The organism is Leucobacter sp. cx-42, assembly GCF_014529985.1.
Lineage (GTDB): Bacteria > Actinomycetota > Actinomycetes > Actinomycetales > Microbacteriaceae > Leucobacter.
This window is the reverse complement of record NZ_JACVMU010000007.1, coordinates 259,889-285,726: the sequence shown is the minus strand read 5'-3', so window position 1 is coordinate 285,726 and position 25,838 is coordinate 259,889. Positions and strand designations below refer to the sequence as shown.

The following is a 25,838-nucleotide window of genomic DNA, read 5'->3' as shown; positions in this document are numbered from 1 at the left end:
TCTTCCTACTGTCCTTCAACGTGATCATTCGCGGCCTGCGCCGCAGCTGGCTGGCGCATGGTCGGGACTGCCGCGAGAAGCTGCTTCGTGTACTCGTGTTCTGGGCGGAGGAGGACATCCTCGGCAGCGCCAGCTTCGACAATGCGTCCCTGGTGCATAACGAGCACGCGGTCGCCAATGTTCCACGCGACGCCGAGGTCATGAGTGATGACGAGACAGCCGAGGCCGAGGTTGCGCTTGAGGCGCAGCAGCAGCGCGAGAATCTCACCGCGAACCGAGGCATCGAGCGATGCGACGGGTTCGTCGGCGATGATGAACTCTGGCTCAAGCGCGAGGGCGCCCGCGATGACGACGCGCTGACGCTGACCGCCGGAGAGCTCGTTCGGAAGCTTCGCGAAGAAGCGCTCAGGCGGCGACAGCTCAGCGGCAATGAGTGCCTCACGCACGCGCTGGCGCTCGTCGCCCTGCAGGCCCTGCACGCGAATGCCCTCTGCGATGAGCTCGTAGACGGTGTGCTTGGGGTTGAGCGCAGACATCGGGTCCTGCAAGACGAACTGCACGCTTCCGCGGTAGTCGCGCAGGTCGCGCTGCTTGCGGCTGAGTGGCTTGCCGCGGAAGCGGACGTTGCCGCCCGTCGGTGCCTGGAGCCCGAGCACCGTGCGGACGAGGGTGGTTTTACCCGAGCCTGATTGGCCGACGAGCACGGTGATCTCACCCTCGCGGCAGCTGAGGTCGACACCGTCGACCGCGCGCACCTCGCCGACGCGCGTCTGGAAGCGCACCGACAGGTTGTCGGCGCCGAGTAGCTCGTCGCCTGGCCCCTCTGGCACAACGCTCACGACGGTCGTGTTGCCAGGTTCACTCTGCTTCCGGCTTGCGGGATTCATGCGACTCTTGGGATCGCCGATGACCGGAACCGCGTCCGTGAGTGCGCGAGTGTGTGGGTGCTGCGGGTTCGTGAGGATGTCGAGCGAGGGGCCCGACTCCACAATCTCGCCGTGGTACATGACCGCGATTTCCTTGCACGTGCGCGCAAGTACCGAGAGGTCATGGGTGATCATGAGGAGCGAGAGACCGCGGTCTTCGACGAGCTTCGTGAGGAGGGCGAGGACGCGCTCCTGAACGATCACGTCGAGCGCGGTGGTCGGCTCATCAGCGATGATGACCTCGGGGTCACACGCAAGCGCCATTGCGATCATGACGCGCTGCTTCTGGCCGCCAGAGATCTCGTGGGGGTACGAATCTACGGTGCGCGCCGGCAGGTCCACCTGCTCGAGCAGCGAGATGACCTCGGCGCGGTAGGCGTTCTTGCCACGCTTGGTGTGCGCCTTCGGATCGTGGAGTTCCATCGCTTCAGCAATCTGCTTGCCGATGCGCTGTACCGGGTTGAGCGAGTGCATCGCGCCCTGGAAGACAATCGATGCTTCCTTCCAGCGGACGGCTCGCACCTGACCCCAGGAGAGCTCGTTCATGTTCTTGTCGCCGAGCTTGACGGTGCCGGTGACGGTCGCGCTGTCGGGGAGCAGGCGCAGCGCCGACATAATGAGGGTCGACTTGCCCGACCCTGACTCGCCGGCGATGCCGAGCGTGCCGCGCTTCGGGAGACGGAGCGTGACGTTCTTGACCGCTTCATAATCGATCGGCTCGCCTGCTTCATTGCGGGTGCGGTAGGAGATCGAGACATCCTCGAACTGCAGTGCATACATTAGCGACCTCCGAGCGTCGGGTTGACCACGGTCTCAAGGGCGCGGCTCACGAGGGTGAAAGAAAGAACGACGATGAGGATCGCGGCTCCCGGGGCCACAATGAGCCACCAGAATCCTGCGACCGCGGCACCCGAGCCCATGGCCTGCTGGAGCATCGTGCCCCACGAGATACCGCCACCGTTAATACCGAGGAAGGCGAGTGTTGCCTCCGAGATGATCGCGACGCCGACCGCAAGCGAGGTGTTTGCGAGGACGAGCGGCATCACGCCAGGCAGAATGTGACGCCAGGTGATGTGCGACTGTGATGCGCCGAGTGCGCGTGCGCGTTCAACGTAGCCGCGGTTTTCGAGCGACAGGGTCTGTGCGCGGATCATTCGCGCGGTACCAGCCCATGACGTCACACCGATCGCGACCACAATCGTGAAGGTGCTCGAGCCGAGCACCGCGCCCAGCACGATCGCGAGAACGAGGCCGGGAATGATGAGGAAGAAGTCAATCACGCGCATGACGATGGCGGATCGCCAGCCGTGCAGAGTGCCTGCCATGAGGCCCATCAGGGTACCGATGATCATAGAGGTGATCGTTGCTGCGATACCGACCGTGAGTGAGGTGCGTGCGCCCCAGATGAGGAGCGGCAAGACCGAGCGTCCGAGGTAATCCGTGCCGAGCCAGAAGGTGCTTGAGGGGGCCTCGAATGGGCGGCCCTCAGCGTTCGTGGGATCGAGCACCGAGACATCGGCGATGAGGGGTGCGCACGCTGCGAGGCCGAGCACGATGACGAGCACGATGAGCCCGATGACGCCGCCAGGCTGTTTCGCGAATGCACGCCAGTTGGCGCGGGCCGCATCGGCACGGCGCTTCCGCGCGAGGGTGCGAGCGCTGGTCGTTGAGACTGTTGCAGTATCCATTTCCGTCGCCGCCTTTCTATGCCGCACGAACGCGGGGATCGATGAAGCGGTAAAGAATGTCCGCAAAGAAGTTCATGACGATGACGATCGTCGAGAACACCACGAAGGTGCCTTGCAACACGGGGAAGTCAGGTCCCTGAATTGCTTGGAAGGTGAGGAAGCCGAGGCCTGGCCACGAGAACACTGTCTCGACGGTGACCGCACCGCTAATAAGGCCGGCGAGCTGTAGGAAGATCATGGTGACGGTCGGCAGCAGGGCGTTCGGGAGTGCGTGCTTGCGACGCACGCCATCCTCGGGAAGACCCTTGGCCCGAGCGGTCACGAGGTAGTCCTGACCGAGTTCTTCAATGAGTGAGGAACGCATGATGAGGACGTACTGTGCGTACGACGCGATCGAAAGCGCCAGCACTGGGAGCACGAGGTGGCGGGCGACGTCGAGGACGTGGGCCCAGCCGGTCAGATCCGAACCCACGGTGACCATGCCGCTGCTCGGGAAGAAGCCGGTGCCAGAGAATGCAAGGAGCAGGAGCAGGCCGAACCAGAAGGTGGGCATCGACCAGAAGAAGAGGGAGGTCCAGGTGGCCGACTTATCGAACCAACCGCCGCGCTTCCACGCAGCACGCTGACCCACCCACACGCCGAGGCTAACGGTAAGCACCATCGAGACGCTCATGAGGAGCAGCGTCGGGCCGACGTACTGAGCCATGAGCTCGGTTACGGGCCGACGGAAGACAAAGGAGGTACCGAGGTTGCCGTTGAGCAGCCCCACGAGGTACTCCCAGAACTGCACGAGAACGGGCTTGTCCAGACCGAACTGTTCTCGCAGCTGTTCCATTTGGTCCGCGGTGACCCGGCGGCCTCGAGTCATCAAGGCCACCGGGTCGCCGGGGAGCACGCGGAACGCGAAGAACCCGAGCAGCACTACCATCAGCAGGCTGACTGCTGAACCGCCCGCCTTGACGAGTAAGTACCGCCAGGTACTTCCGCCGTGACGTACGTCAGCGCTTTCGTCAGAGGCGTGACCGGTCATCGGTTTCGTCTCTGTTTCTGGGGCAGCATTGCCCGGATTCACACGTTCCATTGTGCTTTCACTTACTTTCGGTCGTCCGCGTTCTGCTTACGACGAGTGGAGAGGAAGATAGCCGCAGCCGCGATCACGACGACTGCGATGCCGCCGCCAACGATCCAACCGGTTGCGCTACCCGAACCTGCTTCGTCCTGGCCCTTGATGGTCGCCTGAGCGATCGAGAAGCGGTTGTAGGGCGAGCCATTGACCTCTACGAGGTTCTCGAGACGGTCGGTGCGGTATGCGCCGAGTGCGTCGTCGTAGTAGAACATCGCGGTGTTGCCGTGTTCGTAGATCATCTGGAGAGCCTGGTGAACGAGAGTCTCGCGCTTCGCGGGATCGAGCTCAGTGTGCTGTGCCTTGAAGACCTTGTCGTACTCGGGGTCACACATGCCCGACTGCGAAGAGTTCGAACCACCGGGGGTCTCGGGGAGCACCTTGCAGGTGTTGATCGAGAGCATGTAGTCGGGGTCGTCCGAAACGCCCCAGCCATCGATGTACATGTCGTACTCACCCTTGGGGAGCAGTTCGCCCATTTCGTCCCAGTTGGTGTTCTTGAGCTCCATCTTGATGCCGAGGTCGGTGAACCACGACTCGACGAACTCTGCGGTAGCGGTGTTCGCGGTGCTGCCACCGTTGAACATCATGCGGAGCGTGATGGGGTTGCCGCTCTTATCGAGGCGGTTGCCCGAAGCGTCGGTGGTGTAGCCAGCCGCTTCGAGCGACTTTGCTGCTGCTTCAACACCCATGGGGAGTGCAACGTCTTCGAGCTCGGTGAACATGCCACCGGGGCTGCCGGGAGGCAGGATGGTCGGGCCCTGGCTGCCGAGGCCGTTGAGCACACGATCAACGAGGACATCGCGATCGATAGCCTGGCCGAGTGCGCGGCGGAACGCCTGATCCTCGAGGACCGGGTTGTTGTCGCCGAATGCCTCGCCGCCGGTGGTCTTCCAACCGCCGTTGATGGTGAGGTTGAAGAAGTGCTTCGACTTCACCTGGTATGCCTCGATGCCGTCGACGCCCTTGAGGGAATCGAACTGCGCCGAGTTCAGGCCGCCGAGCATGTCGATCTCGCCATTACGGAGTGCGAGCACAGCAGCATCGGTGTTCTTGAAGCCAACGATGTGGAGCTTGTCGACACCGGTCTCGCCGCGCCAGTAGTGCGGGTTCGCCTTCATGGTGATCGAGGTGCCCTGCTTGTACTCATCGATGATGAAGGGGCCGCTGCCCACGACGTCTTCGGTGTTTGCGTACTCGTCGGGGTTGTCAATCTTTTCCCAGATGTGCTTCGGGACGATCGGCAGGATGCCGGGGTGAAGCGGCGTCGGGTCTGCGGTGATGATCTCGACGGTCTTGTCGTCAGTTGCGACGACCTTTTCGATGTTGCCGACCGACTCTCCGTTCGCAACCTGGAGCGCCTTGTTGTTCATGACAGCCTCGTACGTCCAGACGACGTCGTTAGCGGTCACGGGCTCACCGTCTGACCAGGTGGCCTCTGGCTGGATCTCGTAGGTCCAGGTCTTGCCGTCAACCTTGAAGTCTTTCGCGAGGATCCCGCCGTAGTCGCCGGTCTCAACGATGCCTGCGAGCGGCTCGTACTCGTAGTCGAGCACGATGAGCGCCTCGTTGAACACCGCGGTGAACGGGTTCAGCGTGTCAATCTGGCTCATGTCACTCGAGAGGCGGATCGACGACTCAGCGTCGCTGGTATCTGCCGCAAATGCAGCAGTCACCGGTGCAACAGCGAGCGCAAGCGCCGCCGTCGTTCCGATGAGTGGTTTCATGATCTTCATTACCGGATCTCCTTTAATTCGGTTGTCACACGAAATGGGTTGGTGAGGCGGTGCCCAACTGGGGCCCCGCCAAGTGTGTTGTTGCCATGGCAGGTGTGGAGCGCGCTGACGCTGAACAAAACTTCGCTGTTTCGTCGTGCTGTCGTGTGTAGACGCATCGTTCACCCCATCATGACCGTGCTGATTCAAAGATATGAATCGTATTTCTCGTTTCGAGTTACCCCGATAGTAGGGGCACTTCCAAGACTTTGTACAGACAATTCAGTGGACTTTGTGTGATTGTGATCGAATCTCCGATGGAACTTACGTTTCAAATCATTGGTTTCATAGAGGGTTGCGCGTGTTAGCGCGCGATACTTACGGTTGCCCGAGGACTTCCGTAAGTAGATCAATGCGTTCCATGAGTGATGAAACGAAGATGTGCTCGGTGACGGCGTGGGCGCCACCGCCGCGCGGCCCGAAGCCGTCGAGTGTTGGGATGCCGAGCGAGCCGAGCAAATTGGTGTCGCCTGCGCCGTGCGCGGGTCGCCCGCTCACGGCTTGCCCAACGCGGCTCGCAGCTGCGGCAACCTCAGCAAGGAGCGCGCTGTCGCGTTCGCTTGCTTGCCACGCCGGCCTGCTACTCAGGGTGTCGACGGTGAGTTGGGCCCCCGTACGGGAAGGCGTGAGGCTCGCGAGCTGATCGAGCACCGAGCGCTCGGTCGCGGGGTTCACGAAGCGCAAACCGATCTCTGCGCTCGCGTGATCGGGGACGACGTTAGTGCGGCCACCGCCAGCTACGGTGCCGACGTTGCAGAGCACCGGTGAAGAAAGCTCGGGATCGTTCGTGAGCTCGCGCACGCGCATGAGCTGATCGACGAGTTCATCGATGGCAGAGATTCCGTGTTCCGGATCGAGTGCGGCGTGCGAGGCCTTGCCCGTAATCCCGAGTCGCAGGCGTGTGCTGCCCCAACGCCCCACCTTGAGTGCCCCGTCGGGGTGGGGTGACTCGAAGCCGAGCACCCCGGCGACGTCTGCCGCGGCTGCTCGAAGTAGCTCCTGTGTGGTGGGTGACCCGATTTCCTCGTCGCAGGTGAGCACGATCCGCGCCTTCCGGTGGGGACGACCGGCCAGCCGTGCGAGTGCGGCGTGCATGATGACGATGCCCGACTTCATGTCGAATGCGCCTGGGCCAGCGATGCGGTCGCCGTCGCGCCTCCATGGCACGTCGCCGGCGAGTGTGCCAACCGGCCAAACCGTGTCAGTGTGGCCGACAAGGAGCAATGGTGGGCGGCCGGCGTCGTCGCCCGTGGTCCCCATATCGATCGTGAGGCTCGTGCCTGCCTCGGTGCGGGTGAGCGTGACAGTGGCATCGAGGCGCGCAAACTCGGCCTCGATGAGTTGGGCGATCTCGTCGCTCGCCGCGGTGTCAAGGCTCGGGGATTCGATTTCGACGAGCTGACGAAGCAGCGCTACCTCATCGACCCCGGCGTTGCGGTCGGATGATTCTAAAGTCATGTTACGAAACGTATCCCAGACTTTGAACTCTGGCAATAGCCGAAAAATAAAAGCCTTGCCGGACAGTGACCGGGGACATAGGATACGAATCATGATCACAACGATGTCGATCGGGACCGCTGTAGTTCCCAGTCCACGGACCTCACTCGCGCACCTGAATACTCAGGGCGGCCGCGGGCTATTTGGCCGCGAACTCTCGACGTACGAAGACTTCCGCGCAGCGAATGAACTCTATGTTCGGGTGTTCGGTTACGAAGATCCTAGCTTTGCGCTGAACCCAAATCTCATGTTTGCGCTCAAAGATAACGGTGGGTCTGCCGTCGGCGTGTACACCCGCAATGAAAAGCTTGTCGGCTTTGCGTATGGCTTCGCTGGTCGAGATGACAACGGTCGTGACTTCCACTATTCGCAGTCGGCGGTCGTTGACCCCGCGTATCAAGGTTCCGGTATTGGCCGCGAACTCAAGCAGCTGCAGCGCGCAGTCGCCGAACGGTGGGGACACACGACGATGCGCTGGACGTTTGATCCGATCCTTGCCCGCAATGGACACTTCAACTTCGGTACCCTCGGCGCGACCGGCACCGGCTTCCTCCACGACTACTACGGTCGCAGCGAAACTGACCGGCTCATCGTTGAGTGGGCGATCGGTGACGCGCCGACGCCCCACCTCGAACTTCGCGGATCAACGCCGCCCCGACTCACCACAGCACAGTGGGCGACCCCGATCGAAGATGAGCACGGCGTGTGGATCTCGCTGCCAACTGACCAGGATGCTGCTGCGACTCCTGAGATCCGTGGCGCACTCGCCGAGGTGCTCGGCGGCCTCATTTCCGACGGCCATGTGCTGATCGATTGCCGCCGTATTGATGAACTTTCTGCCGCATACCTTGCGGTGCCAGCTGACCGGCCGCCCACACCCCATGAGGAGAGCGCATGAAGCACGAAGAGGAAGACGCACTCAACCGTTCGCTCGTCTCACCGCAAGATCGGTTTGGCGAACGGCTGAAGACCAACCTGTCTGCTGAGGGTATTCAGTCACAGGTGATTGAGAGCGAGCTCAGTTCGCTCGCCCAAACGCTTGAAGAGCTCGCGGAGACCGGTGATGTGCCCCGCGCGGCCGCCCTCATTCTGAGCGCGCGCCGGCGTTACATCGGTGGCGAGGGAAAGTCTGCGGCCTACGCGCAGCTCCTCAACGCTGACCTCTCTGCGACGCTGTCCAACGTGTTCCTCATCGACGGACGAGGCCTATCGCCAATCACCGTGCTCACCGATGTGCGCGCGAGCGACGTGCTCATCGTGTTCTCGATGCGGCGTTACCGGGAAGAAACCATCAAGCTTGGGCGACTGTTCAAAGAGGCTGGTGGCCAACTCGTCGTCATTACTGACAGCGAAGAATGCCCGCTTGCGCACTTTGCGACGGCACTCATCAAGGTGCGCACGGGTTCCGTCTCATACGCGGATTCCCCGACCGCGGTTGCCGCGGTGTGCCACCTACTCAGTACGCTGACGACGGCGAGCGCGAAGGGTGCGCGGCGTCGGTTGGCGGTGCGTGATCAGTATGCGGCGCAGATTGCGTTGTATCAGCCTGGACTCGGGGCGGGGGAGTGAGCGTGACTGCTGTGACGATTCAACGTGTGCGCGTATGTGCAATGGGTCTCCCGTTGCGGCACAGTTTTCAGACGAGTTCGCACCGGAAGTCGGGTATCGAACACTTGCTGGTCGAGTTGACTGATTCCGATGGGCGGATCGGTTGGGGCGAGATCGCGTCTCCGAGTGACCCGTACTTCTGTTCGGAGACCATTGATACGGCCTGGCTGCTTGCAACGAAGTACTTGGCGCCTGCGGTGCTTGGTGCGTCGTGGGACCGGCCGGAAGAGCTTGAGGCGACGTGGGCGAAGGTGCGTGGGCACGAGTTCGCGAAGGCTGGCTTTGCAGGTGCTGCGTGGGATCTGTTTGCGCAGCGCGGCGGCGTTTCTCTGTCGCAGGCGCTCGGTGGCACGCGCACGGAGGTCGTCGCCGGTGTCTCGCTCGGTATCGAACCGTCGATTGACGCGTTGCTCACCCAGGTGGCGCATCACACCAGTGCGGGATATGGCCGTGTGAAGCTGAAGATCGCGCCCGGTTGGGACGTCGAAGCGGTGCGTGCGGTGCGCGGAGCGTTTCCCACGCTCGATGTTCACGTCGATGCCAACGGTGCGTACCCGCGTTCTGCGGAATCGACTGAGATCTTCCGTGAGCTCGACACTCACGGACTCACGATGATCGAGCAGCCGTTCGATGTGCGTGACTTCGTGTCGCACGCTGAGCTGCAGGCCGTGATCGAGACGCCGATTTGCCTAGATGAATCGGTCGTGACGATCGAGGATCTCGAGACGATGTTGCGTCTCGATGCCGGACGCATTCTCAACATCAAGGTCTCGCGCATGGGCGGCCTCTCGCAAGCGAAGCGCGCGCACGATGTCGCGGCTGATGCTGGGGTTCCCGTGTGGTGTGGTGGCATGCACGAGTTCGGCATTGGGCGCGCTGCGAACGTCGCGATTTCGTCGCTGCCGAACTTCCTGTTGCCGTCGGATGTCTCCGGTTCAGACAAGTACTACGAACGCGACATCATCGTCCCGCCCGTAGTCGCGGTCTCCGGTGTGGTCGCTGTGCCGACCGGAACGGGGCTCGGATTCGAGGTAGACACCGCACGTATCCAAGAACTTTCGACCGCAGTCTTCGATTCCGCTGAGGAGGACCTCGCATGACCACCCGTTACCCCGTCATCGACGGCCACAATGATCTTGCATGGGCCTGCCGTATCGACCGTGCGTACTCGGTCGCCGAACTCGACACTGGCGTTCCGAACCTGCAGACCGACCTGCCTCGCCTGGCCGCAGGCAACGTTGGCGGCCAGTTCTGGTCGGTCTGGGTTGACCCAGTACTCCAGGGCGCAGAGCAGGTCGTCGCGACCCTTGAACAGATCGACTTCGTCTACCGCTTTGTCGACACCTATCCTGACCAGCTCCGCCTGGCGCGTACGGCAGCTGATGCCCGATCCGCGCTCACTGACGGCAAGATTGCTTCGCTGATCGGTATTGAGGGTGGTGCCCAGATTGGCGGATCACTCGCAGTACTCCGTCAGTTCGCTCGCCTCGGCGCGCGCTACATGACGCTTACCTGGTCGCGCACGATTGACTGGGCAGACTCGGCAACCGACGAGCGCGTGCACGGCGGACTCACCGACTTCGGCCGCGAGGTCGTGCGCGAGATGAACCGCATTGGCGTGCTCGTCGACCTGGCACACGTGTCACCCGACACCATGCGGCACGCGCTCGAGGAGAGCACACGTCCAGTGATGGTGAGCCACTCTGGTGCGAGCGCGATCTGTGATCACAAGCGCAACGTCCCTGACGATGTGCTCGCGAAGATTGGCGAGGGTGGTGGCGTGGTCATGGTGGCGTTTGTGCCCTCGTTCCTGAATGAAGCGCGCAGGCTCTGGGTTGAGGCTGGCGAGGTCGGCGAAGCCCCGTACGTTGGCATTGCTGACGTGGCGGATCACATCGATCACGTCCGGAAGATTGCGGGTGTCCACGCGGTGGGCATCGGGGCAGATTACGACGGCACTGATGCGTTGCCGACCGGCCTCAGCGACGTGTCTGGCTACCCGGCGCTCTTTGCCGAGCTGGAGCGTCGCGGCTGGACTGAGTCAGAGCTGCGCGGTCTTGCGCACGAAAACGTACTTCGCGTACTCGAGGCATCGGACGACGACTACCGCGCATTCCTCGCTGGCGCCGCCGGTGAAGCTACCGCGCCCGTGATCGTCCCAGCGGTCGATACCGAACAGCGAAACTGAAAGAACTAAGGAATACCCCATGACTAGCCCGCACACCCCGAAAGCGCTCGTGGTCGTCAACTCGCCGAGCTCGGGACCGCGTCGCCTCGCAACGTGGCTCGAACACGCAGGAGTCGAGGTCGTCGCTGTCCACGGCGCCGACGGCCTGCCGGAAACGCTCGACGGGTTCGACGGTCTCGTGCTGCTCGGCGGCGGACTCATGCCAGACGATGACGAGCGCGCCCCCTGGCTTTCCGTCGAGCGTGATCTCGTCCGGCAGGCAATTGAACAGGACCTGCCAACGCTCGGCATCTGCCTCGGCGCGCAGGTAATCGCGAAGGTCGCCGGCGGCGAAGTACAGGCCAAAACCGGCCCGAAGGAGCGCGGAGCGACCGCGATCCACACCACGCCAGCAGGACGTGAAGACCGTGTCATCGGTGCGATCGGTCACTCGGCCCACATGATCGAAAACCACGAAGACATGATCACACGCCTTCCCGAGAGCGCGGTGCTGCTCGCGTCGAGTGACGCGATCGAGAACCAGGCCTTCGTCATTGGCGAGCATGTGCGTGCGGTGCAGTTTCATCCAGAGGCAAGCGCGGCAGATTTGCAGAACTGGGACGATGCTGCGCTCCGCGAGGAGGGGCTCGACATTGCAGATTTGCTCACGGCGGCGCGTGCCGTGCACGGCGAGAACACCTCTGCGAGCCGGCAATTGATTGACGCGTTCGCTGCAGAGATGGGCGGATCGCCCCGCATCGTCGCAGCCGCCGCACGCGCGCTCGATGACGCCGTCGTGGCTGCCAAGACCGAGGTTGCTCCCGCCGTAAGTGTGGCGATCTTTGACCGCACCGGCGTCATCGCCTGGCGCGGACTCGGCGAGCCTCGCCTCGACGGTGACGCTACTGCGAGGAACACCGTCTTCCGTATCGCGTCGATGTCGAAGAGCTTCCTCGCAGCAACCGCGCTCGCGCTGAGCGATGAGGGGCGCCTCGATCTCAACCGTGATCTGGACGAGTACGTGCCTGGGGTCCTGTTCCGGTGGCAGGGTGAAGCCCGCCAGGTGACGGTTGGTGAGCTGCTGGCGAACCGATCCGGCATGCCAGAGGACAATGCGTACGGTGACCGTGCGCTCGGGGCTAACCGCGAAGAAATCGCAGCGCTCGGCGAACACGGCTTCGAACTCACCGCGCTGCCTGGCGAAAAGTATCAGTACTCAAACATCGGCATGTCCTTCGTGGGACGCGCGATCGAAGCGGTCACCGGAAACACCGTTGAAGCGGAGGTGCGTTCGCGCTTCCTCGTACCACTCGGGCTTGATTCGACGCGCTACGACGCGGGTGAGTACGCGCCCGGTCACGATCTTGCGCACGGCTTCCGCACCTTTGACGACGGCGCGAGCTTCGTGCCCGAACCATTCGTCGGCTCCGGCGCGCTCGCGTGTATCGGCGCACTCTTCAGCACGGTCGATGACATTGCGGCCTGGTCGGCGTTCCTCGCGTCTGGGTTCTCAGACGCTCCGCTGCGCCCGGAGGTGCTCTCGGCACACAGTCGCCGTGAAATGCAGCGCGTGCACACGGTCATTCCCGTCGGTGACGCTGGCCCCTATCGCGATCTGGCTGCGCTCGGCTACGGCTACGGTCTCGCGGTCGAACACGATCGTCAGCACGGCCGCATCGCGCAGCATTCCGGTGGTCTGCCCGGCTTCAGCTCGCACATGCGCTGGCAGCTCGCGACCGGCATTGGGGCGGTGGCATTTGGAAACTCCGATGTCTTCCGCACGGAACGTCTCGCCGCCGACGCACTCGTCCGCGTGCTCGCGGCGGTCGATGCTCCCGCAGAGGAAACCCGACCGTGGCCGGCAACCCTGCACGCTGCGGAGGCGCTTGACGCTGCGATCCGCCACAACACGACGTTCGCAGACACGGGTGTGCTCGCGACCAACGTGCTGCTCGATACCCCCGAGCCGGTTCGGCGGGCGCGGATCGATGCCTTGCTCGCCGACATCGGCCCGATCTCTGCTGGTCAGCCGGCATTCGCTTCGCGGATCCGATCAGCAGACGATGCTGCCCACCTGCGCTGGTCGATTGCGTGCGATCGCGGCGAACTGTTCTGTGAGGTCCGACTGATTGGCCTCGCAGCGCCCCTCGTGCAGAGCCTGTCGGTGACCTCTGCCGAAGCGTCAGAGCTCGACGGACGTCGCCCACGCGTCATCATCGGCTAGTCGGCCACTCACATGTACCCCGCTCGCTCGAAGGAGAGTTGAATTGAAGAAACAGCACGTTGTCGTGGTCGGTGGCGGCCTCATCGGTCTGAGCTCGGCGTATGCGCTGCTGCGCGACGGTCACCGCGTCACGATCATCGAACGCGATCACCTCGGCGCTGGCGCTGCCACTGGCAACGCTGGCGAACTCACGCCGCAGCAGGTTGCTCCGCTCGCGTCACCGAACACCGCACGTGACGTCTTGCGTGGCGTGTTTACGCGCTCTTCATACCTCTCGATCGACGCGTTGCGCCTCCCCGCGCTCGCCGGTTTCGGCCTCGGCTTCATCAAGGCGTCGGGTAAGCGCGGCACGGCGCGCGGATCGGCAGCCCTCGCCCAGTTCTCTGGCGAGATCCTGCCCGCGATGCATCGCATGGCCGCAGACGGTATCGACATCTCAGGTGGCGGTGACGGCTACCTCATGACCTGCTCAGAGGAGGGTGCACTGCAGGCAGCGCACGCAGGCTACCAGCGTCGTGCCGACCTTGGCTGGGGCGAGGCGCCTGGCAAGATCATGCGCAATGCCGAACTCGCGGCCCACGAGCCAACGCTTGACCCCGGCGTCACCGGTGGCTTCATGCTGCCGGCAGAGTTCTCGTTGGATCCCGTGACGTTCGTTGCGAGCCTGGGCGACCACATTCGCGCAGCTGGTGCGGATGTGCGTACCGGACTCACCGCGCTGCGACTTGGCCAGGGCGCGAGCGTTGAGTGCGAAGACGAGATTCGCCAACCCGTGACGATCTCCGGTGACAAGGTGGTCGTCGCCGCTGGCGCGTGGACCACGCCGTTCTTGCAACGCTCAGGCGTGCGCTCGACCAAGGTGGTCTCCGGCAAGGGCTACAGCTTCACGGTGCCCGTCGAGACGATGCCGTCGACCCTCATTCACGCGATGGACCGCCACTGCGTCGCCATCCCCATGCACGGCCGCTTGCGGATCGTCGGCATGATGGAGTTCGACCAGCAGCCCACCCGCATGAACCGCGACCGCTTTGACGTGCTCACTCGTGCGGCAGCTGGCCTCATTACCGGTGGCGACTGGGACAACCGCACCGATGAATGGGTGGGTCCGCGCCCCATGACGGCAGACGGCATGCCGCTGCTCGGTCGTGTGCCGGGTCGCGCAGACGTCATCGTCGCGTCTGGCCACAACATGCACGGCCTCTCGCTCGGTCCCGTGACCGGTGAGGTTGTCGCAGACCTTGTCGCGAACCGCGTCACTCAGGTGAAGGGGAAGAACCTTGACCTGACGCCGTTCGCGGTGCGCCGCTAGGGATCCGCGCCCCGCTATACGCCAGCGCTGCTGACCGCCGCCGCGACAATGCTCGCGCGCATGGTCGGCAGCGCTGTCTGCGTTCTGGTGGGGTGCACGCGGTTCGTGAACAGGACGAGTGAAAACGATCCGCCAGGCTCCGTGAGGAATGCGGTGCCGGTGAAACCGGTGTGGCTGACTGCCGTGCGTGGAGTTGCCGCGCACCAGGCTTCTGCGCTGCGCAGGCCATAGGTGTGGGCGTAGGCAGCACCCGCCGGAAGCGGTACGGGTTCGGTGAGCCACCCGTGGACCTGGGGACGCAGCCCGACGCCGGTGCGTATTGCCTCTGCGAAGCGCATAAGGTCAGGGGCGGTACCGAAGACGCCAGCGTTGCCCACCGCGCCGCCGAGCGCAAACGCGGTCTCATCGTGCACTTCTCCCTGCACCATGCCGCGACCCGGCTGATACTCGGTCGCCGCGATGCTCGGCCAACGCTCTGGCGCCGGCAGGTAACCCGTGTTGCGCATGCCGAGCGGATCAAGCACCCGCTGCGTGACGAGTGCAGGGAGCGGTGCTGCGGCGAGCGCTTCAGCGAGATATCCGGCCCAGATGAAGTTCAGGCACGAGTATTCGTGCTGCAGCATGGGGGCGCGGCTTGGTCGTGCGGCTGCGCGAAAGCGACGACCGCCTGGGTCGGGTCTGCGATCTGGCCACGTTGGCGTGAACCCTGAGGTGTGGGTGAGGAGATGGCCGACGGTGAGCGCGTGGGTGTCTGGCGTGCGAAATTCGGGAAGTACCTCGGCTACGGGCAGCTCCGGCCCGTAGCCGCGCTCCGCAAGCTCGGTGAGGAGGGTTGCCGCGACGAGCGGCTTGGTCACTGACGCCAGGTCAAAGACCGTGTCTCGGGTGACCGGTGTGCCAGGCAGTGTGGTGGGTATGCCGACGTTGTCGTACCGACGCGTCGTGCCTAGCGCATAGTCGCTGACGAATGCACCGTCGACGGCGGTGAGGAGAACGGCACCGCATCCGACACCGGGGGAAATCGCACGCTGGAGCAGATCGTCAAGCGTGTCTGTCGAGCGTGCGCCGGTCATCGCTGTGTCCCGCGCTGCGTGAGGATACCGCGGACCACCTCGAGGTAGCTCGGCGCGTAGGCGCCCCAGGAACTCTCCACCTTGGAAATGTCGAGCTTTCCGGTGTGAATCTGTTCGCAGAGCCGCGTCCACCCCTCACCGGTTGCAGCGGTCAGTGCCGAAGCGACACCGGCGTTGAGGACGCTGCCCGCGCCAGGGATGAGCTTTAAAAAGCTGCTCGCGAGCGCGCGCCCGGCAAACTGTACGCCCACCTGCGCAAGGCCGGCAGCTGACATCATCGTCGTGAGATCAAGGTCGTAGATGGCAGCGATCCGCCCCATCAGTCCGAGTTGGATCGGCGCGAGGACCACGGCGTCCGCAAGCGGAAGCGGGACTGCGGCAGCTGCGCCAGCGGCCGCCACGGCAGCTTTGGTCGCGGTGCGCGCCATTTCCCGCTTCCACGGGAGGTTGAGTCGTTGGGCGACGCGAAAGGAATCCTTGGCGCGTTCGGGTGAGAGCGCCAGCGTCTCTTCAACAAGTTCACCGAGTCCGTGACCCGTGCCCTTTCCGTCGCGGTCCATCGTCGAGGTCGGCATCACTCGCTGGTAGGGGATGTCGATGGGCGTGCCATTGTCCTCGGGATGCTCGAGCCAGTCCATGAACTCAGCGAGCGCCTTCACTGGTCGTCGTGCGCCGGTGATCGGGTTGCGATCCCAGTCCACCTTGGTGAGCACCAACATGACCGGCAGCCCGCTCGCATCGAGCTCACGAATCATCTCAATATCTGCGGGAGTGAGACGGGCGTCATTGGCTTTCACGCAGTACCAGACCACTGCGATCTGCGTATCGGCGGGATGCTTCGCGATCTCAGCGAGGTGCTGCCGCAGCTGTTCACGCGGCGACACCGACGAGCCAATCTCGAAGCCCTCGATATCCCAGATACCCAGTGAATCGTCCTGGTAGTACTTCACGCCACGTGTGACTGGAAGGCCGGCCCCCGTCTTCGCGAGATTTCGACCAAAGACCGCGTTCACGAGCGATGACTTTCCCACGCCTGTCCCGCCAATCACCGCGAGATTGAAGCGCCCAAACTCCGCCTGCGCAGTGCTGCGAGATTCGATGAACGCGCTCGGGTCAAGTGGAGACGCGCCTCGCTTTTGTGCGTTGGGCGGAGTTGCCTTCGAAACAGGAGCGTTATCCACCGGAAACGAAGCGGGCAACGAAGTCTGATTGGACTCTTCTTCGTGAGGCATGGGGTGGCTCCTTCTTCGCTCAGACACTTTCGGAGAACGATACATCTACTACTATGCATCGCCTGAGGCTGGGGCGCGCGTAAGCTGTGAAATTATGACCTCAGTGTTCAGCGCCGCATACGGACGAGTCATTGACCGCCAGAACTGGCGCTGGGCACAATCAGCACAGTTCCGACTGTTGCTCGGCATCGTGTCAGTCGTCGGTGGCGTGATACTCACGCTTACCCCATTTGCTTCACTGCGGGTGCTCGTGATCCTCATCGCGTGCGGCATGCTCCTCAACGCCTTCCTGCCAAGCTCACGTGCAGGCACAGGCAAACCCGCACACCGCGTACTCTCCATCGCCGCCCGAACCGCGTGGTGCCTTGGCGCAGCGGCAGTACTCCTCGTACCGGCCCTCACCATTTCATTCCTCACCCTGATCCTCGCCGCCGCACTGGTGATCAGCGGTGCAGTCAAGCTCACACAGTCACTCCTGGCCCGCCCAGACGGCTGGCTCGCGGACCTTTGCTTCGCCATCGCCTGGATCGTCTTCGGCATCGTCGCGTTCACCTGGCCGGACCTCTCGGTCTTCGCGCTCGCCGCAGTGTTTGGTGTGCAGCTCGTCCTGTTTGGGGTGGAGAATATCGCGCGTGCGGTGCGAGCACTGCGTGATCAGCGCACCCGCGCGGCTGGCGACGGCAGGGAAACACTGCCGGGCGCCACCTCCCGTGGCGGGCGCCGATGGGCGCGGCCGATCGCTGCAGGACTCGTGTGCGCCCTCGCATTCGGCTCATTCTGGGTGAGCGCGAAGCTCTCTGGCACGCCGCAACCCGATGGCTTTTACGCAGCACCGGCGCACATTCCGGAGGAACCGGGCACGTTGATTCGATCAGAACCGTTCGCGACCGACATCCCCGCTGGCAGCGCGGGCTGGCGCATCCTGTATTCAACGACCAACGCTGACGGCAGCACCGCCGTGGCATCTGCACTCGTGGTGGCACCGTCTGGGATACCGGACGCACCCGTGATCGCGTGGGCGCACGGCACGACCGGTGCGGCAACCGGATGCGCACCTTCGCTACTGGAACATCCGTTCGAGGCCGGTGCGCTGCTGAACGCAGACGCCGTGCTTGCCAAGGGGTGGGCCATTGTCGCGACCGACTATGCGGGGCTCGGTACGCAGGGCACCCACGGGTATCTCGTGGGCGAACCGGCTGGCCGCAATGTCTTGGACGCGGTGCGCGCTGCACAGCAGCTTGAGGCCGCACACCTTGGTACGAAGACCACCATTTGGGGACACTCGCAGGGCGGACACGCTGCCCTCTGGGCTGGTGGGCTCGCCGCACACTACGCACCCGAGCTCGACATCGTCGGCGTCGCGGCACTTGCGCCCGCGAGCGACCTTCCCGCGCTGCTTTCCGGACTCACCCAAACGCGGGTCGGAAGCGTCTTTGGCGCATTCATGATCACCGCATACGCAGACACCTACGACGATGTCACGCTCGGAGCATACGTGCGACCAGGTGCGCGGATCCTCGTCGACGAGTACGCCCAGCGCTGCCTCACTGACCCAGGAACGCTCGCTTCCATCGCAACCGCCCTGCTCGCAGACGGCACCGTGTGGCGTGGCGACCCGGTACACGGTCCGCTGCTCGAGCGCGCTGCGGAGAACACCCCGACTGGGCTCATCGACGCACCCGTATTCATCGGCCAGGGCGGGGGAGACACGCTCGTGCTTCCCGCGGTGCAAACGCAGTTCGTGGCGGATCGCTGCGCAGCGGGACAGGCCATCGAATATCGCACGTATCCCGGCCTCGACCACATGGGGGTCGTTGGTGACAGCTCTGCGCTGCCAGACGACCTCATCGCGTGGACGGCGGATCGATTCACCGGCGCTGAATTCGCCCCGACCTGCTGATGGGGCGTGCTGCTGCGCGATCCGCGCCCTATGCGACCGGCCCAGCCAGCACCATGCGGGGACGACTCACTGCGATGCCCGCAACGACCTGCAGTACGAGAATCCCGCCAAGGAGCCAGAGCGGAGCGTCCCATGACCCGGTTGCGGAGTGCAGTGCGCCGAAGAGAATTGGGCCGAGGCCGGCCAGGAGATAGCCGAAGCCCTGTGACATCGTCGACACGAGCGCCGTCGTCTGCACATCGGGTGAGCGCCACACAATGTAGGTGAGTGCCAAACCGATCGCAGCGCCCTGGCCGAGGCCGAGCAGCGTCATCCAGAGGTAGGTGCCGTGCAACGGCGAGAACGCGAGCCCGAGGTACGCGGAGGCCGGCAGGAGTGCCGCCACGACAAACGGGACCCACGTGGGGCGGACACGCTGCGCGATCATCGGCGTGAACAGTGACGCAACGAGGCCGGGGAGCGCAGTGAACGCGATCAGGAGGCCAGCGGTGTTCTTGTCCACACCGAAATCCTGCAGGAGCGCCGGGAACCAGGTGAGACTCACGTAGTATGACAGGCTCTGAGTGCCCATGAGGATCGTGATGGCGATCGCGACGCGATCCGTGAAGAGATCTCGGAGCCGTGGTGTCGCGCGTGATGCTGAACTCGCGGGTGTGGTGTCGGTGGTGCGGGCTGCCGGATCCGCGCCCACTTCGCGTGGGCGAATCATCTGGGGAAGGAATAGCAGGAACGCGGCCAGCGCAGGCAGCGCCCAGACGCCGACAGCGGGGCGCCAACCGCCGGCAGCAACAGCCAGGGGAGCGGTGAGGCCAGATGCAGCAGATGCGCCGACGAACATCGCCGTGGAGTAGAAGCCCATCATGAGGGCGGAACGCGAAGCGAAATCCTGCTTGATTGCCGCGGGCATCACCACGTTTGTGACCGCGATTGCGGCGCCGATGCAGACGGTACCGGCGAAGATCCAGAGCATTGACGGCGCGAGACGCAAGGCGATTCCCGCGGCCAACACGAGCATCGTGAGGCCGAGTAAGCGGTGCGTGCCGAGCTTGCGCACGAGCACAGGCGTGAAGAACGCAAAGACGCCGAAGGCAAACACCGGAATTGTCGTGAGGAAACTCGCGACCTCTGCCGACAATCCGAGATCGGTGCGGATCTCCAGCAGCGCCGGGCCAATCGCCGCGATGCCAGGACGCATGTTGAGGGCGATCAACATGAGTCCCGCCGCGAGCAACGCAAGGCTCCAGCGTGAGCGGGTGGGCTGTGCGGTTGTCACGGTTGTCACGGTTGGCACTGGCTTGGTGCGTGGTGTGCTGGGGGAGGCGAGGTTCACTCTGGTGCCCTTTCCGGGAAATACGAAAGTCACCAAGCGGATCTGCCCGGTGACTCTCCTCCCCAGTGAACCCGCTCGCGCGGTTGGCGTGCCACCAATAAACTGACGGATAATGACTGAAACCCGCCACGATGGATTCGATCCCGAGCTCAGCCTGCTGCTCGGGCATGATGAGCGCACGCCCACGCAGACCCACACGCAAGGCCACCTCGTCTATCCCGCGACGGGCGTTCTGTCGGTCGTCACCCGGCACGGGTCATGGATCGCGCCGTCCAACCGCGTCATCTGGGTTCCAGGCGGCTTCGAGCACGCGCACCGCGCCCACGGCCACACAGACATGCGAGTGATCTTCCTCGATGCTTCGCTCGCGGCTCTGCTTCCCGCGCACTCTGCCGTATTAGTGATGACCCCGCTCGCGCGCGAGGCTATGCTTGCGGCGACGGACGCGGATCGGCGTCACACCGTCGAATCCCTCACGAGGCTGCGCGAGGTCATCATCGACGACGTGGTTGCCGCCCCGGAACAGCCGCTGCACCTGCCCGTGCCCGAGGATGACCGGCTCCTCGCGGTGACCAGGTTGGTGCAGGCCGACCTTACGCACCCTGCCACGCTCGCCGAACTCGGACGCAGGGTCGGGGCGAGTGAGCGCACGTTGAATCGGCTGTTCCGTGCCGAGACTGGAATGGGCTTCGTACACTGGCGAACCCAGCTGCGGGTGCATCACGCGCTGCTGTTGTTGGCCGCCGGCCGGTCAGTTACCGAGACTGCGCTCGCCTGCGGGTGGTTGAACCCGAGCGCGTTCATCGACGCGTTTACCGCGCTGGTCGGGCAGACGCCCGGGCGGTATCAGCGGTCGCTTACGGGTGCTCCTTAGCGGAGCCAGAACCACCACACAGCAGTCGCTGCTGCGATGACGACTACTACCGCCACAGTGATGAGTGCAGCTCGGTTCTCTGCATCTACTTGACGGTTATGCTCGTCGACCTTGCGGTTGTGCTTCTGGATGCGGTGACGCTCTGGACACACCGTTCCTGGGCGGTGGCGTGTTGTCGGACAAGTCGACTGATACTGGCACATGTGGGGTACCTTACCGTGTTCTTGAAACAACCTTGAGCCTGCTATGCGTCTTGCCTGTCCAGTGGGAGCAGCGGCAGGTAGTTTCTGATCGGCAGGCTGCTCGCCCACGCGCGTAAGCCGCCAAAAACGAACACATGGAAGTGGCTCCGAAAAGCTACTTCCCTGTGTGTGTAACGTGGTGCGCCTGAGTGCCTGCAACACAAACAAATTGACCAAGGTTAACGACGCACTCCGCCCCTTGAAAGCTAAGCTTCGAGCTTCAGGCGACCTTCTTGAGAGCACAGATACGCGCACCTATCACGATTCACGGTATAAGTACGTGACCGGACGGGAGACAGCTCGAATCCTTGAGTTATATGAGCAAGGCTTATCGGCGAGCGAAGTTGGCCGCCAGACGGATCGCCCACTGAGAACTGTCACTGACGTTCTCCGCCGGAACGGTATCAAGATCCGGAAGTACACTCCTATTGGCGCAGATATAGTCACCAAAATGGTAGATCTCTACGAATCGGGACTATCGTGCGCTGGAGTTGCCAAAGCACTGGGATTCAGCAGTAGTGCAGTAGGCAAGCACCTGCAGCGCGCGGGGATCGCAATGCGCAGTAAGAGTGAAGCGGCAATATTGAGAAGTAAGCGTGAAAACGCTTGACCAGACGGTTAACGCCCTCCCCAGCGCAATAAGAGTCAGCGAACCCCGATCCCGTTGTTCCGGTTGTTGTTGTCATCGCCCGGGTTAACGTTGCTCGGATCGAAGTTCGCGTTGAAGGCGTTGTCCGGGTTGCCCGGGTTGGCTGAAGCCGACCATAAGTTACCCGCGTCACCCTGATCGTTGAAGCCGTCGTTCCAGTTGCCGGAGAACGACCCTCTCACAGGACACCCTGCCGATACCGCTCAATGCACCGCTATCAGCGTGCCAATAGCGGTGAGGTCTTGGCGGCCACTCCTCTTCCAGAGGTAATGACATGCCTGAAACGCGTAACCTCCATCTGGAAATTGCCGCTCCCCCCCCCCATAGAGCCCGGGTGTAGAGTCGCTTGCGATCAAGACTCATGAAATAGCCCTGCAAATCAAGCTTGAGAACATAGGTCTCCCTGCTGCAGTTCCGCCTCTCTGAGCGGATATGGTGGTCAAGCCTGCGAATGCGGTAGAGCGTACCCTTTCTTTTACGCCAGCTGTTGATGGCCTCGGCGTGTAGCGGCGGCCATGAATCTCACTGGCAAGTGCCGACATCTCTGCGGCGGCAATCTTGTCGAACTCCATAACCTCTGGCTTCTTTGTTTTTCCTAGGCGGGCAGATCTATATGCCTTGGCGAGCTCCTCTTTGAGCCAGCCTTGTTTATCTTCCATATGGCCTCCTTGCCCGAAAACTTCCTGGAGCCTGACCAGTCGACGCGGTGGGTGCGGTCGTGGTCACTCCCTTACGCTCACCTTGCTTTGTGGGGTACTACAAATTAATCCCTCCGGAGTCTCACCCGTTGGGCTCAACCCCATCGGAGATTAATTTAAGAGGCAGCGAACCCCGAGACCGAAGTACCGGTAGCCGTAGCTACCGCCCGGGTTGACGACGTCCGGACCGAAGTGCGCGTAGAAGGCGCCGTCCGGGTCGTCCGGGGTGGCTGAAGCCGACCACAAGTCACCCCCGCCACCCTGATCGCGGAAGCCGCTGCGCCAGTTGCCGGATAACGACCCTCTAAACGGTCCGCTCGGTTGCCACTTGGCTATGTTTGTCTCTCCATTGCCTGCGTAACTGCCAGTACCACCAAAGGCCACATCCAGCTGCCCGAAGTCGCTGCTTGGAGATCCACCGGTTGGAAGTCGCCAGTTAGCCGGACAGATGGAGTGCGAGGCGTTGCCGGTGATGAGGGAGACTTGCGTTTCTCCGGCAGTTGCTGCTGAGAAGTTGTAGAGATAGCCATAGTTAGTGGCACCTAAACCTGTGTCACCAGGGACGGGGCCGTAGGCATATGGCGTGTCGTAGTCGTTGCCAGATCCTTCCCAGATCACTGAGCGACTACCATCGTTGAGCTGTGGCAACGTAAAGTTACTAGCAACATTACTGTCGCCTGGGGTGAGGGTAATTGATCCGCTCGTAGAGCCAAGTTTCAAGTTAGTCAGCATCCAACACTTGCCGTCAGCGAGTTTGGCTATTTCGTATGTTCTTGTTGTGCCACCGCGGTTGTCAGTGACGGTACGGATGGCACTGGTGTTGCTGCCTGTGAATTCTGGAAGGGCTTGGCACTGGGCTTGTGTGACGTTTTGGATTGGTGAGTTGGCAGCGATTTCATTGCCTCCGCCACCGCCACCTCCGGCGATAGTGTGGCCAGAACAAGCACCGCTCTGGATGGTGCCATCCTGGGTGATGTGGAAGGCCTTGCCGTCCTTGGATGCAGTGGCGCAGAAGCCTTGGCCTGAGTTGGTTTGAGAGTACTGAATGGAGTCAGGGAGACCGGCAGGCTTTGAGCTTGGGTACGTGCCGGTTTCTGCTTGAGCGATACCGACCTTCTTGGCTGTGGTGTTGAGATCTGCCTTGAGGGCAGATTCTTTGGCGTTAGCGGTAATGCCGTTATACGCCACGATGGTTATCGCAGCCAAGATAGCAATGACTACGACCACAATGAGGAGCTCTACGATGGTGAAGCCACGATGGGTAGAACCACGGTGAAGCCCAGAGAGTCGATCGAGCGCTAAACCCAGCCGCTTGGTTGTTTCAGTCGTGCGTGGTGTTTGTGGAGATGTCCCTCTCATGCATAATATTCCTGCTTATGTCTAAATTCTGCCGCTTACTATGAAGCATGAGCGGGGTTAAGTCAACGGCTGGAGGGGCGCTCATTGTGCGTTGTGCGACCTATGCATTAGTGAAATCTGTGCTTCAAAATACTTCCGCACAACAAAGGCTTGTAGCCTTGCTTTCTTTCTTTCGGTAGAGATGGCACGCGGCGCGCTTGTGAAGAAAACGTGTTCATTGACTTACTTCAAAGCTCGGTCATAATGGAGCCTGATGAGAATCAAAAATATATCTGTCAAGAATTTCCGATCCCTCAAGGATGTAGAGATCGAATTCGATGACATCACGACCTTAATTGGGCCAAACGGTGCTGGTAAGTCGACGGTACTTCGCGCACTGGACTGGTTCTTCAATGGCTCCAAGGGTGGTGACCTTACGAATGAAGACTGCTCTTACGGTGCAGTCGACCAGCCGATTGAGGTGCAGGTCACATTTGACTCTCTCACCGCCGCTGACAGGCAGGTGCTCGGAAAATATGTCACCGCTGAGATGGATACCTTCACTGCGTGGAAGACTCGCACGTCAGACGGCGCTGAGACCTTGTCTGCAAACGCCAAGGGTTTCCCTCCATTTACACCAATCAAGAATGCTCCGAATGCGACCGAGAAGAAGAACCGTTACAAGGAGCTTCGTGACAGTTCACCCGAGCTGAACCTTCGTGCTGCCTCGTCGGGTACGGCGGCAGAGGAGGCGATGACGGAGTGGGAGGCGGAGCATATCGACCTCCTCGAGGACGTTCCAGAGGTCCAAACCAACTTCTTTGGCTTCAACAGCAACGCCAAGATGAACGGCCTCTTTGACTTCGTTCTCGTGACGGCGGATCTCCGCGCCAGCGAAGAGTCTCAAGATGCGAAGTCCACGATTATTGGGCGTATCTTGGAGCGCTCTGTGGATCGCACGCTCGCGGACGAGCGTGTTACTGAGATCGTAGAGCAGAGCCGTCGCGACCAACAGGCCGTCTATGACGAGGCGTTTGGCGAACAACTCGCCCAAATAACTTCAGATTTGAATGTCGTCGTTGAAGGCTACACCCCGGGGCGCTCTGTCTCAGTGAAACCCGCCGACGTAGAACTCAAAGCTCCGCGCACTACTTTCCAAGTCTCCATCTTGGACGGGAGCACCGAGACTTCTGTCGAGCGACAGGGGCACGGTTTCCAGCGCACCCTTCTCATCTCAGCTCTGCAGATGCTCGCACAATCTGGGGCCGCTGGGGAAGAAGGAGTCATCTGCCTGGCAATCGAAGAGCCGGAGCTATTCCAACACCCCATCCAGGCACAGGCATTCGCAAAGGTACTTCGCACCCTTGCGGAGGATGACTCAAAGAGCATTCAGGTGACCTACGCGACACACAGCCCCTACTTCATTGAGGCGCAAAAGTTCCACCAAGTGCGACGCATGACTCGCTCGGGAGCTGAACAGCCCGAAGTCACCGTGCACTCGGCAACGCTGGATGACGTAAAGATTCGACTGAACGGCACGATCAATTCTTCGTCCGTCGAGAGTCAGCTCGACGGCACAATCTCGAACCAGCTTTCAACTGCAATTTTCGCAGATCGCGCGTTCTTGGTCGAAGGAACAACGGAATGCGCAGTGTTCTACGGCCTTGGTGATCGCAGCGGCGTGGGTAGTCTCGAAGCCTTGGGCCTTTCCATTGTGCCAGTGTCAGGCAAAATGAACATTCCGTTGGCACATGCAATCCTCGATGAGCTTGGCGTGCCTGTGTACGCCCTCTTTGACGCAGATGCCGGGCACGAAGCTCGCGCCACTGCAAACGGGAAGGACATTGCAAAGATCGCGGTAGATGTGCAGAATCATATCCGTGAGAATCGAAACCTCCTCACCTACTTTGGCCTCCCCGAGGTGGATTTCCCTTCTGAGACCGTTGAGGAAAATGTAGCTATCTTCGAGGACCATCTTGAAGGATATCTGCAGAACAATTGGCCTGAATGGATGACTGAGCTAAGCGAACTTGAAACAGCCAGCGGGGTTTCAGCCAGGAAGAATCATGGGGCCTACCGTCGAGTCACTCTTAGCGCTGGTGGAACAGTTCCACCTGTATTCGAAGAAGTGCTTGCAAGAGCCTGTCGGGAGCAGCGGAGCTAAGTCATGCACGACCCCTTCGGC

General features: G+C 62.1%; 21 protein-coding genes. 9 read left to right on the top strand and 12 right to left on the bottom strand.

The window, feature by feature from the left end; translation table 11 throughout:
* Window positions 1-5: 5 nt before the first annotated feature.
* From ICM05_RS08890 to ICM05_RS08870, 5 genes are all read right to left on the bottom strand, one after another.
* A complete protein-coding gene (locus ICM05_RS08890; protein ID WP_188024201.1) occupies window positions 6-1,706 on the bottom strand; it encodes an ABC transporter ATP-binding protein in 1,701 nt (566 codons plus the stop codon).
* Complete coding sequence (locus ICM05_RS08885) at window positions 1,706-2,614, bottom strand: ABC transporter permease (protein WP_188024200.1); 909 nt, start codon at window positions 2,612-2,614, stop codon at window positions 1,706-1,708. The genes ICM05_RS08890 and ICM05_RS08885 overlap by 1 nt, the downstream gene beginning before the upstream one ends.
* A gap of 16 nt (window positions 2,615-2,630) precedes the next feature.
* Window positions 2,631-3,644 (bottom strand): ABC transporter permease, encoded by a 1,014-nt coding sequence (locus ICM05_RS08880; protein ID WP_188024199.1) that lies wholly within the window; start codon window positions 3,642-3,644, stop codon window positions 2,631-2,633.
* A gap of 62 nt (window positions 3,645-3,706) precedes the next feature.
* The gene (locus tag ICM05_RS08875) at window positions 3,707-5,473 is read right to left on the bottom strand and encodes an ABC transporter substrate-binding protein (RefSeq protein ID WP_188024198.1); all 1,767 of its coding nucleotides are present in this window, start codon (window positions 5,471-5,473) and stop codon (window positions 3,707-3,709) included.
* 357 nt (window positions 5,474-5,830) lie between these two features.
* Window positions 5,831-6,970, bottom strand: coding sequence for a M20/M25/M40 family metallo-hydrolase (locus ICM05_RS08870; RefSeq protein WP_188024197.1), 1,140 nt, complete (start codon window positions 6,968-6,970; stop codon window positions 5,831-5,833).
* A gap of 91 nt (window positions 6,971-7,061) precedes the next feature.
* On the opposite strand from ICM05_RS08870, the gene ICM05_RS08865 reads away from it, so the two are divergent.
* The 6 genes from ICM05_RS08865 to ICM05_RS08835 are packed head-to-tail and all read left to right on the top strand — an operon-like array spanning window position 7,062 to window position 14,317.
* Window positions 7,062-7,907 (top strand): GNAT family N-acetyltransferase, encoded by an 846-nt coding sequence (locus tag ICM05_RS08865; RefSeq protein ID WP_188024196.1) that lies wholly within the window; start codon window positions 7,062-7,064, stop codon window positions 7,905-7,907.
* Entirely contained in the window at window positions 7,904-8,578 is a 675-nt protein-coding gene (locus tag ICM05_RS08860) for a MurR/RpiR family transcriptional regulator (protein ID WP_188024195.1), read from the top strand. The genes ICM05_RS08865 and ICM05_RS08860 overlap by 4 nt, the downstream gene beginning before the upstream one ends.
* An 11-nt stretch (window positions 8,579-8,589) precedes the next feature.
* On the top strand, window positions 8,590-9,717 hold the full coding sequence (gene menC / locus ICM05_RS08855) for an o-succinylbenzoate synthase (RefSeq protein WP_353055865.1): 1,128 nt from the start codon (window positions 8,590-8,592) through the stop codon (window positions 9,715-9,717).
* Window positions 9,714-10,805, top strand: coding sequence for a dipeptidase (locus tag ICM05_RS08850; RefSeq protein ID WP_188024194.1), 1,092 nt, complete (start codon window positions 9,714-9,716; stop codon window positions 10,803-10,805). Before menC ends, ICM05_RS08850 begins: the two co-directional genes overlap by 4 nt.
* Before the next feature lie 19 nt (window positions 10,806-10,824).
* Window positions 10,825-13,008, top strand: a complete 2,184-nt coding sequence (locus ICM05_RS08840) for a serine hydrolase (RefSeq protein ID WP_251364590.1) — start codon at window positions 10,825-10,827, stop codon at window positions 13,006-13,008.
* A gap of 43 nt (window positions 13,009-13,051) precedes the next feature.
* On the top strand, window positions 13,052-14,317 hold the full coding sequence (locus ICM05_RS08835) for an FAD-binding oxidoreductase (protein ID WP_188024193.1): 1,266 nt from the start codon (window positions 13,052-13,054) through the stop codon (window positions 14,315-14,317).
* Window positions 14,318-14,331: 14 nt separating this feature from the next.
* On the opposite strand, the gene ICM05_RS08830 is transcribed toward ICM05_RS08835, so the two are convergent.
* On the bottom strand, window positions 14,332-15,390 hold the full coding sequence (locus ICM05_RS08830) for a serine hydrolase (protein ID WP_188024192.1): 1,059 nt from the start codon (window positions 15,388-15,390) through the stop codon (window positions 14,332-14,334).
* Entirely contained in the window at window positions 15,387-16,622 is a 1,236-nt protein-coding gene (locus tag ICM05_RS08825; RefSeq protein ID WP_188024191.1) for a GTPase family protein, read from the bottom strand. The genes ICM05_RS08830 and ICM05_RS08825 overlap by 4 nt, the downstream gene beginning before the upstream one ends.
* A gap of 94 nt (window positions 16,623-16,716) precedes the next feature.
* Here ICM05_RS08825 and ICM05_RS08820 point away from each other — a divergent pair, with 94 nt between their 5' ends.
* Window positions 16,717-18,522 (top strand): lipase family protein, encoded by a 1,806-nt coding sequence (locus ICM05_RS08820; protein ID WP_188024190.1) that lies wholly within the window; start codon window positions 16,717-16,719, stop codon window positions 18,520-18,522.
* 28 nt (window positions 18,523-18,550) lie between these two features.
* Here ICM05_RS08820 and ICM05_RS08815 read toward each other — a convergent pair whose 3' ends face one another.
* A complete protein-coding gene (locus ICM05_RS08815) occupies window positions 18,551-19,795 on the bottom strand; it encodes an MFS transporter (protein WP_188024189.1) in 1,245 nt (414 codons plus the stop codon).
* Between the two features lie 169 nt (window positions 19,796-19,964).
* Between ICM05_RS08815 and ICM05_RS08810 the strand changes: the two genes are divergently transcribed.
* Window positions 19,965-20,726, top strand: a complete 762-nt coding sequence (locus tag ICM05_RS08810; protein WP_188024188.1) for a helix-turn-helix transcriptional regulator — start codon at window positions 19,965-19,967, stop codon at window positions 20,724-20,726.
* On the opposite strand, the gene ICM05_RS08805 is transcribed toward ICM05_RS08810, so the two are convergent.
* From ICM05_RS08805 to ICM05_RS08790, 4 genes are all read right to left on the bottom strand, one after another.
* On the bottom strand, window positions 20,723-20,878 hold the full coding sequence (locus ICM05_RS08805; RefSeq protein WP_188024187.1) for a hypothetical protein: 156 nt from the start codon (window positions 20,876-20,878) through the stop codon (window positions 20,723-20,725). The genes ICM05_RS08810 and ICM05_RS08805 overlap by 4 nt on opposite strands.
* 735 nt (window positions 20,879-21,613) lie before the next feature.
* Window positions 21,614-21,799 (bottom strand): hypothetical protein, encoded by a 186-nt coding sequence (locus ICM05_RS08800; protein ID WP_188024186.1) that lies wholly within the window; start codon window positions 21,797-21,799, stop codon window positions 21,614-21,616.
* Window positions 21,800-21,976: 177 nt separating this feature from the next.
* Window positions 21,977-22,276: a hypothetical protein gene (locus ICM05_RS08795; RefSeq protein WP_188024185.1), complete on the bottom strand. Its 300-nt coding sequence runs from the start codon at window positions 22,274-22,276 to the stop codon at window positions 21,977-21,979.
* 150 nt (window positions 22,277-22,426) lie between these two features.
* The gene (locus ICM05_RS08790) at window positions 22,427-23,674 is read right to left on the bottom strand and encodes a prepilin-type N-terminal cleavage/methylation domain-containing protein (protein ID WP_188024184.1); all 1,248 of its coding nucleotides are present in this window, start codon (window positions 23,672-23,674) and stop codon (window positions 22,427-22,429) included.
* Window positions 23,675-23,927: 253 nt separating this feature from the next.
* Between ICM05_RS08790 and ICM05_RS08785 the strand changes: the two genes are divergently transcribed.
* A complete protein-coding gene (locus ICM05_RS08785) occupies window positions 23,928-25,817 on the top strand; it encodes an ATP-dependent endonuclease (protein WP_188024183.1) in 1,890 nt (629 codons plus the stop codon).
* The last annotated feature ends 21 nt before the right edge of the window (window positions 25,818-25,838 follow it).

Bases quoted from the DNA above. Each gene is read 5' to 3' on its own strand.
- ICM05_RS08810 (WP_188024188.1), top strand. From the start codon at position 19,965: ATGACTGAAACCCGCCACGATGGATTCGATCCCGAGCTCAGCCTGCTG.
- ICM05_RS08865 (WP_188024196.1), top strand. From the start codon at position 7,062: ATGATCACAACGATGTCGATCGGGACCGCTGTAGTTCCCAGTCCACGG.
- ICM05_RS08850 (WP_188024194.1), top strand. From the start codon at position 9,714: ATGACCACCCGTTACCCCGTCATCGACGGCCACAATGATCTTGCATGG.
- ICM05_RS08880 (WP_188024199.1), bottom strand. From the start codon at position 3,644: ATGACCGGTCACGCCTCTGACGAAAGCGCTGACGTACGTCACGGCGGA.
- ICM05_RS08785 (WP_188024183.1), top strand. From the start codon at position 23,928: ATGAGAATCAAAAATATATCTGTCAAGAATTTCCGATCCCTCAAGGAT.
- ICM05_RS08820 (WP_188024190.1), top strand. From the start codon at position 16,717: ATGACCTCAGTGTTCAGCGCCGCATACGGACGAGTCATTGACCGCCAG.
- ICM05_RS08790 (WP_188024184.1), bottom strand. From the start codon at position 23,674: ATGAGAGGGACATCTCCACAAACACCACGCACGACTGAAACAACCAAG.
- ICM05_RS08870 (WP_188024197.1), bottom strand. From the start codon at position 6,970: ATGACTTTAGAATCATCCGACCGCAACGCCGGGGTCGATGAGGTAGCG.
- ICM05_RS08885 (WP_188024200.1), bottom strand. From the start codon at position 2,614: ATGGATACTGCAACAGTCTCAACGACCAGCGCTCGCACCCTCGCGCGG.
- ICM05_RS08795 (WP_188024185.1), bottom strand. From the start codon at position 22,276: ATGGAAGATAAACAAGGCTGGCTCAAAGAGGAGCTCGCCAAGGCATAT.
- ICM05_RS08825 (WP_188024191.1), bottom strand. From the start codon at position 16,622: ATGCCTCACGAAGAAGAGTCCAATCAGACTTCGTTGCCCGCTTCGTTT.
- ICM05_RS08875 (WP_188024198.1), bottom strand. From the start codon at position 5,473: ATGAAGATCATGAAACCACTCATCGGAACGACGGCGGCGCTTGCGCTC.
- ICM05_RS08830 (WP_188024192.1), bottom strand. From the start codon at position 15,390: ATGACCGGCGCACGCTCGACAGACACGCTTGACGATCTGCTCCAGCGT.
- ICM05_RS08860 (WP_188024195.1), top strand. From the start codon at position 7,904: ATGAAGCACGAAGAGGAAGACGCACTCAACCGTTCGCTCGTCTCACCG.
- ICM05_RS08840 (WP_251364590.1), top strand. From the start codon at position 10,825: ATGACTAGCCCGCACACCCCGAAAGCGCTCGTGGTCGTCAACTCGCCG.
- ICM05_RS08890 (WP_188024201.1), bottom strand. From the start codon at position 1,706: ATGTATGCACTGCAGTTCGAGGATGTCTCGATCTCCTACCGCACCCGC.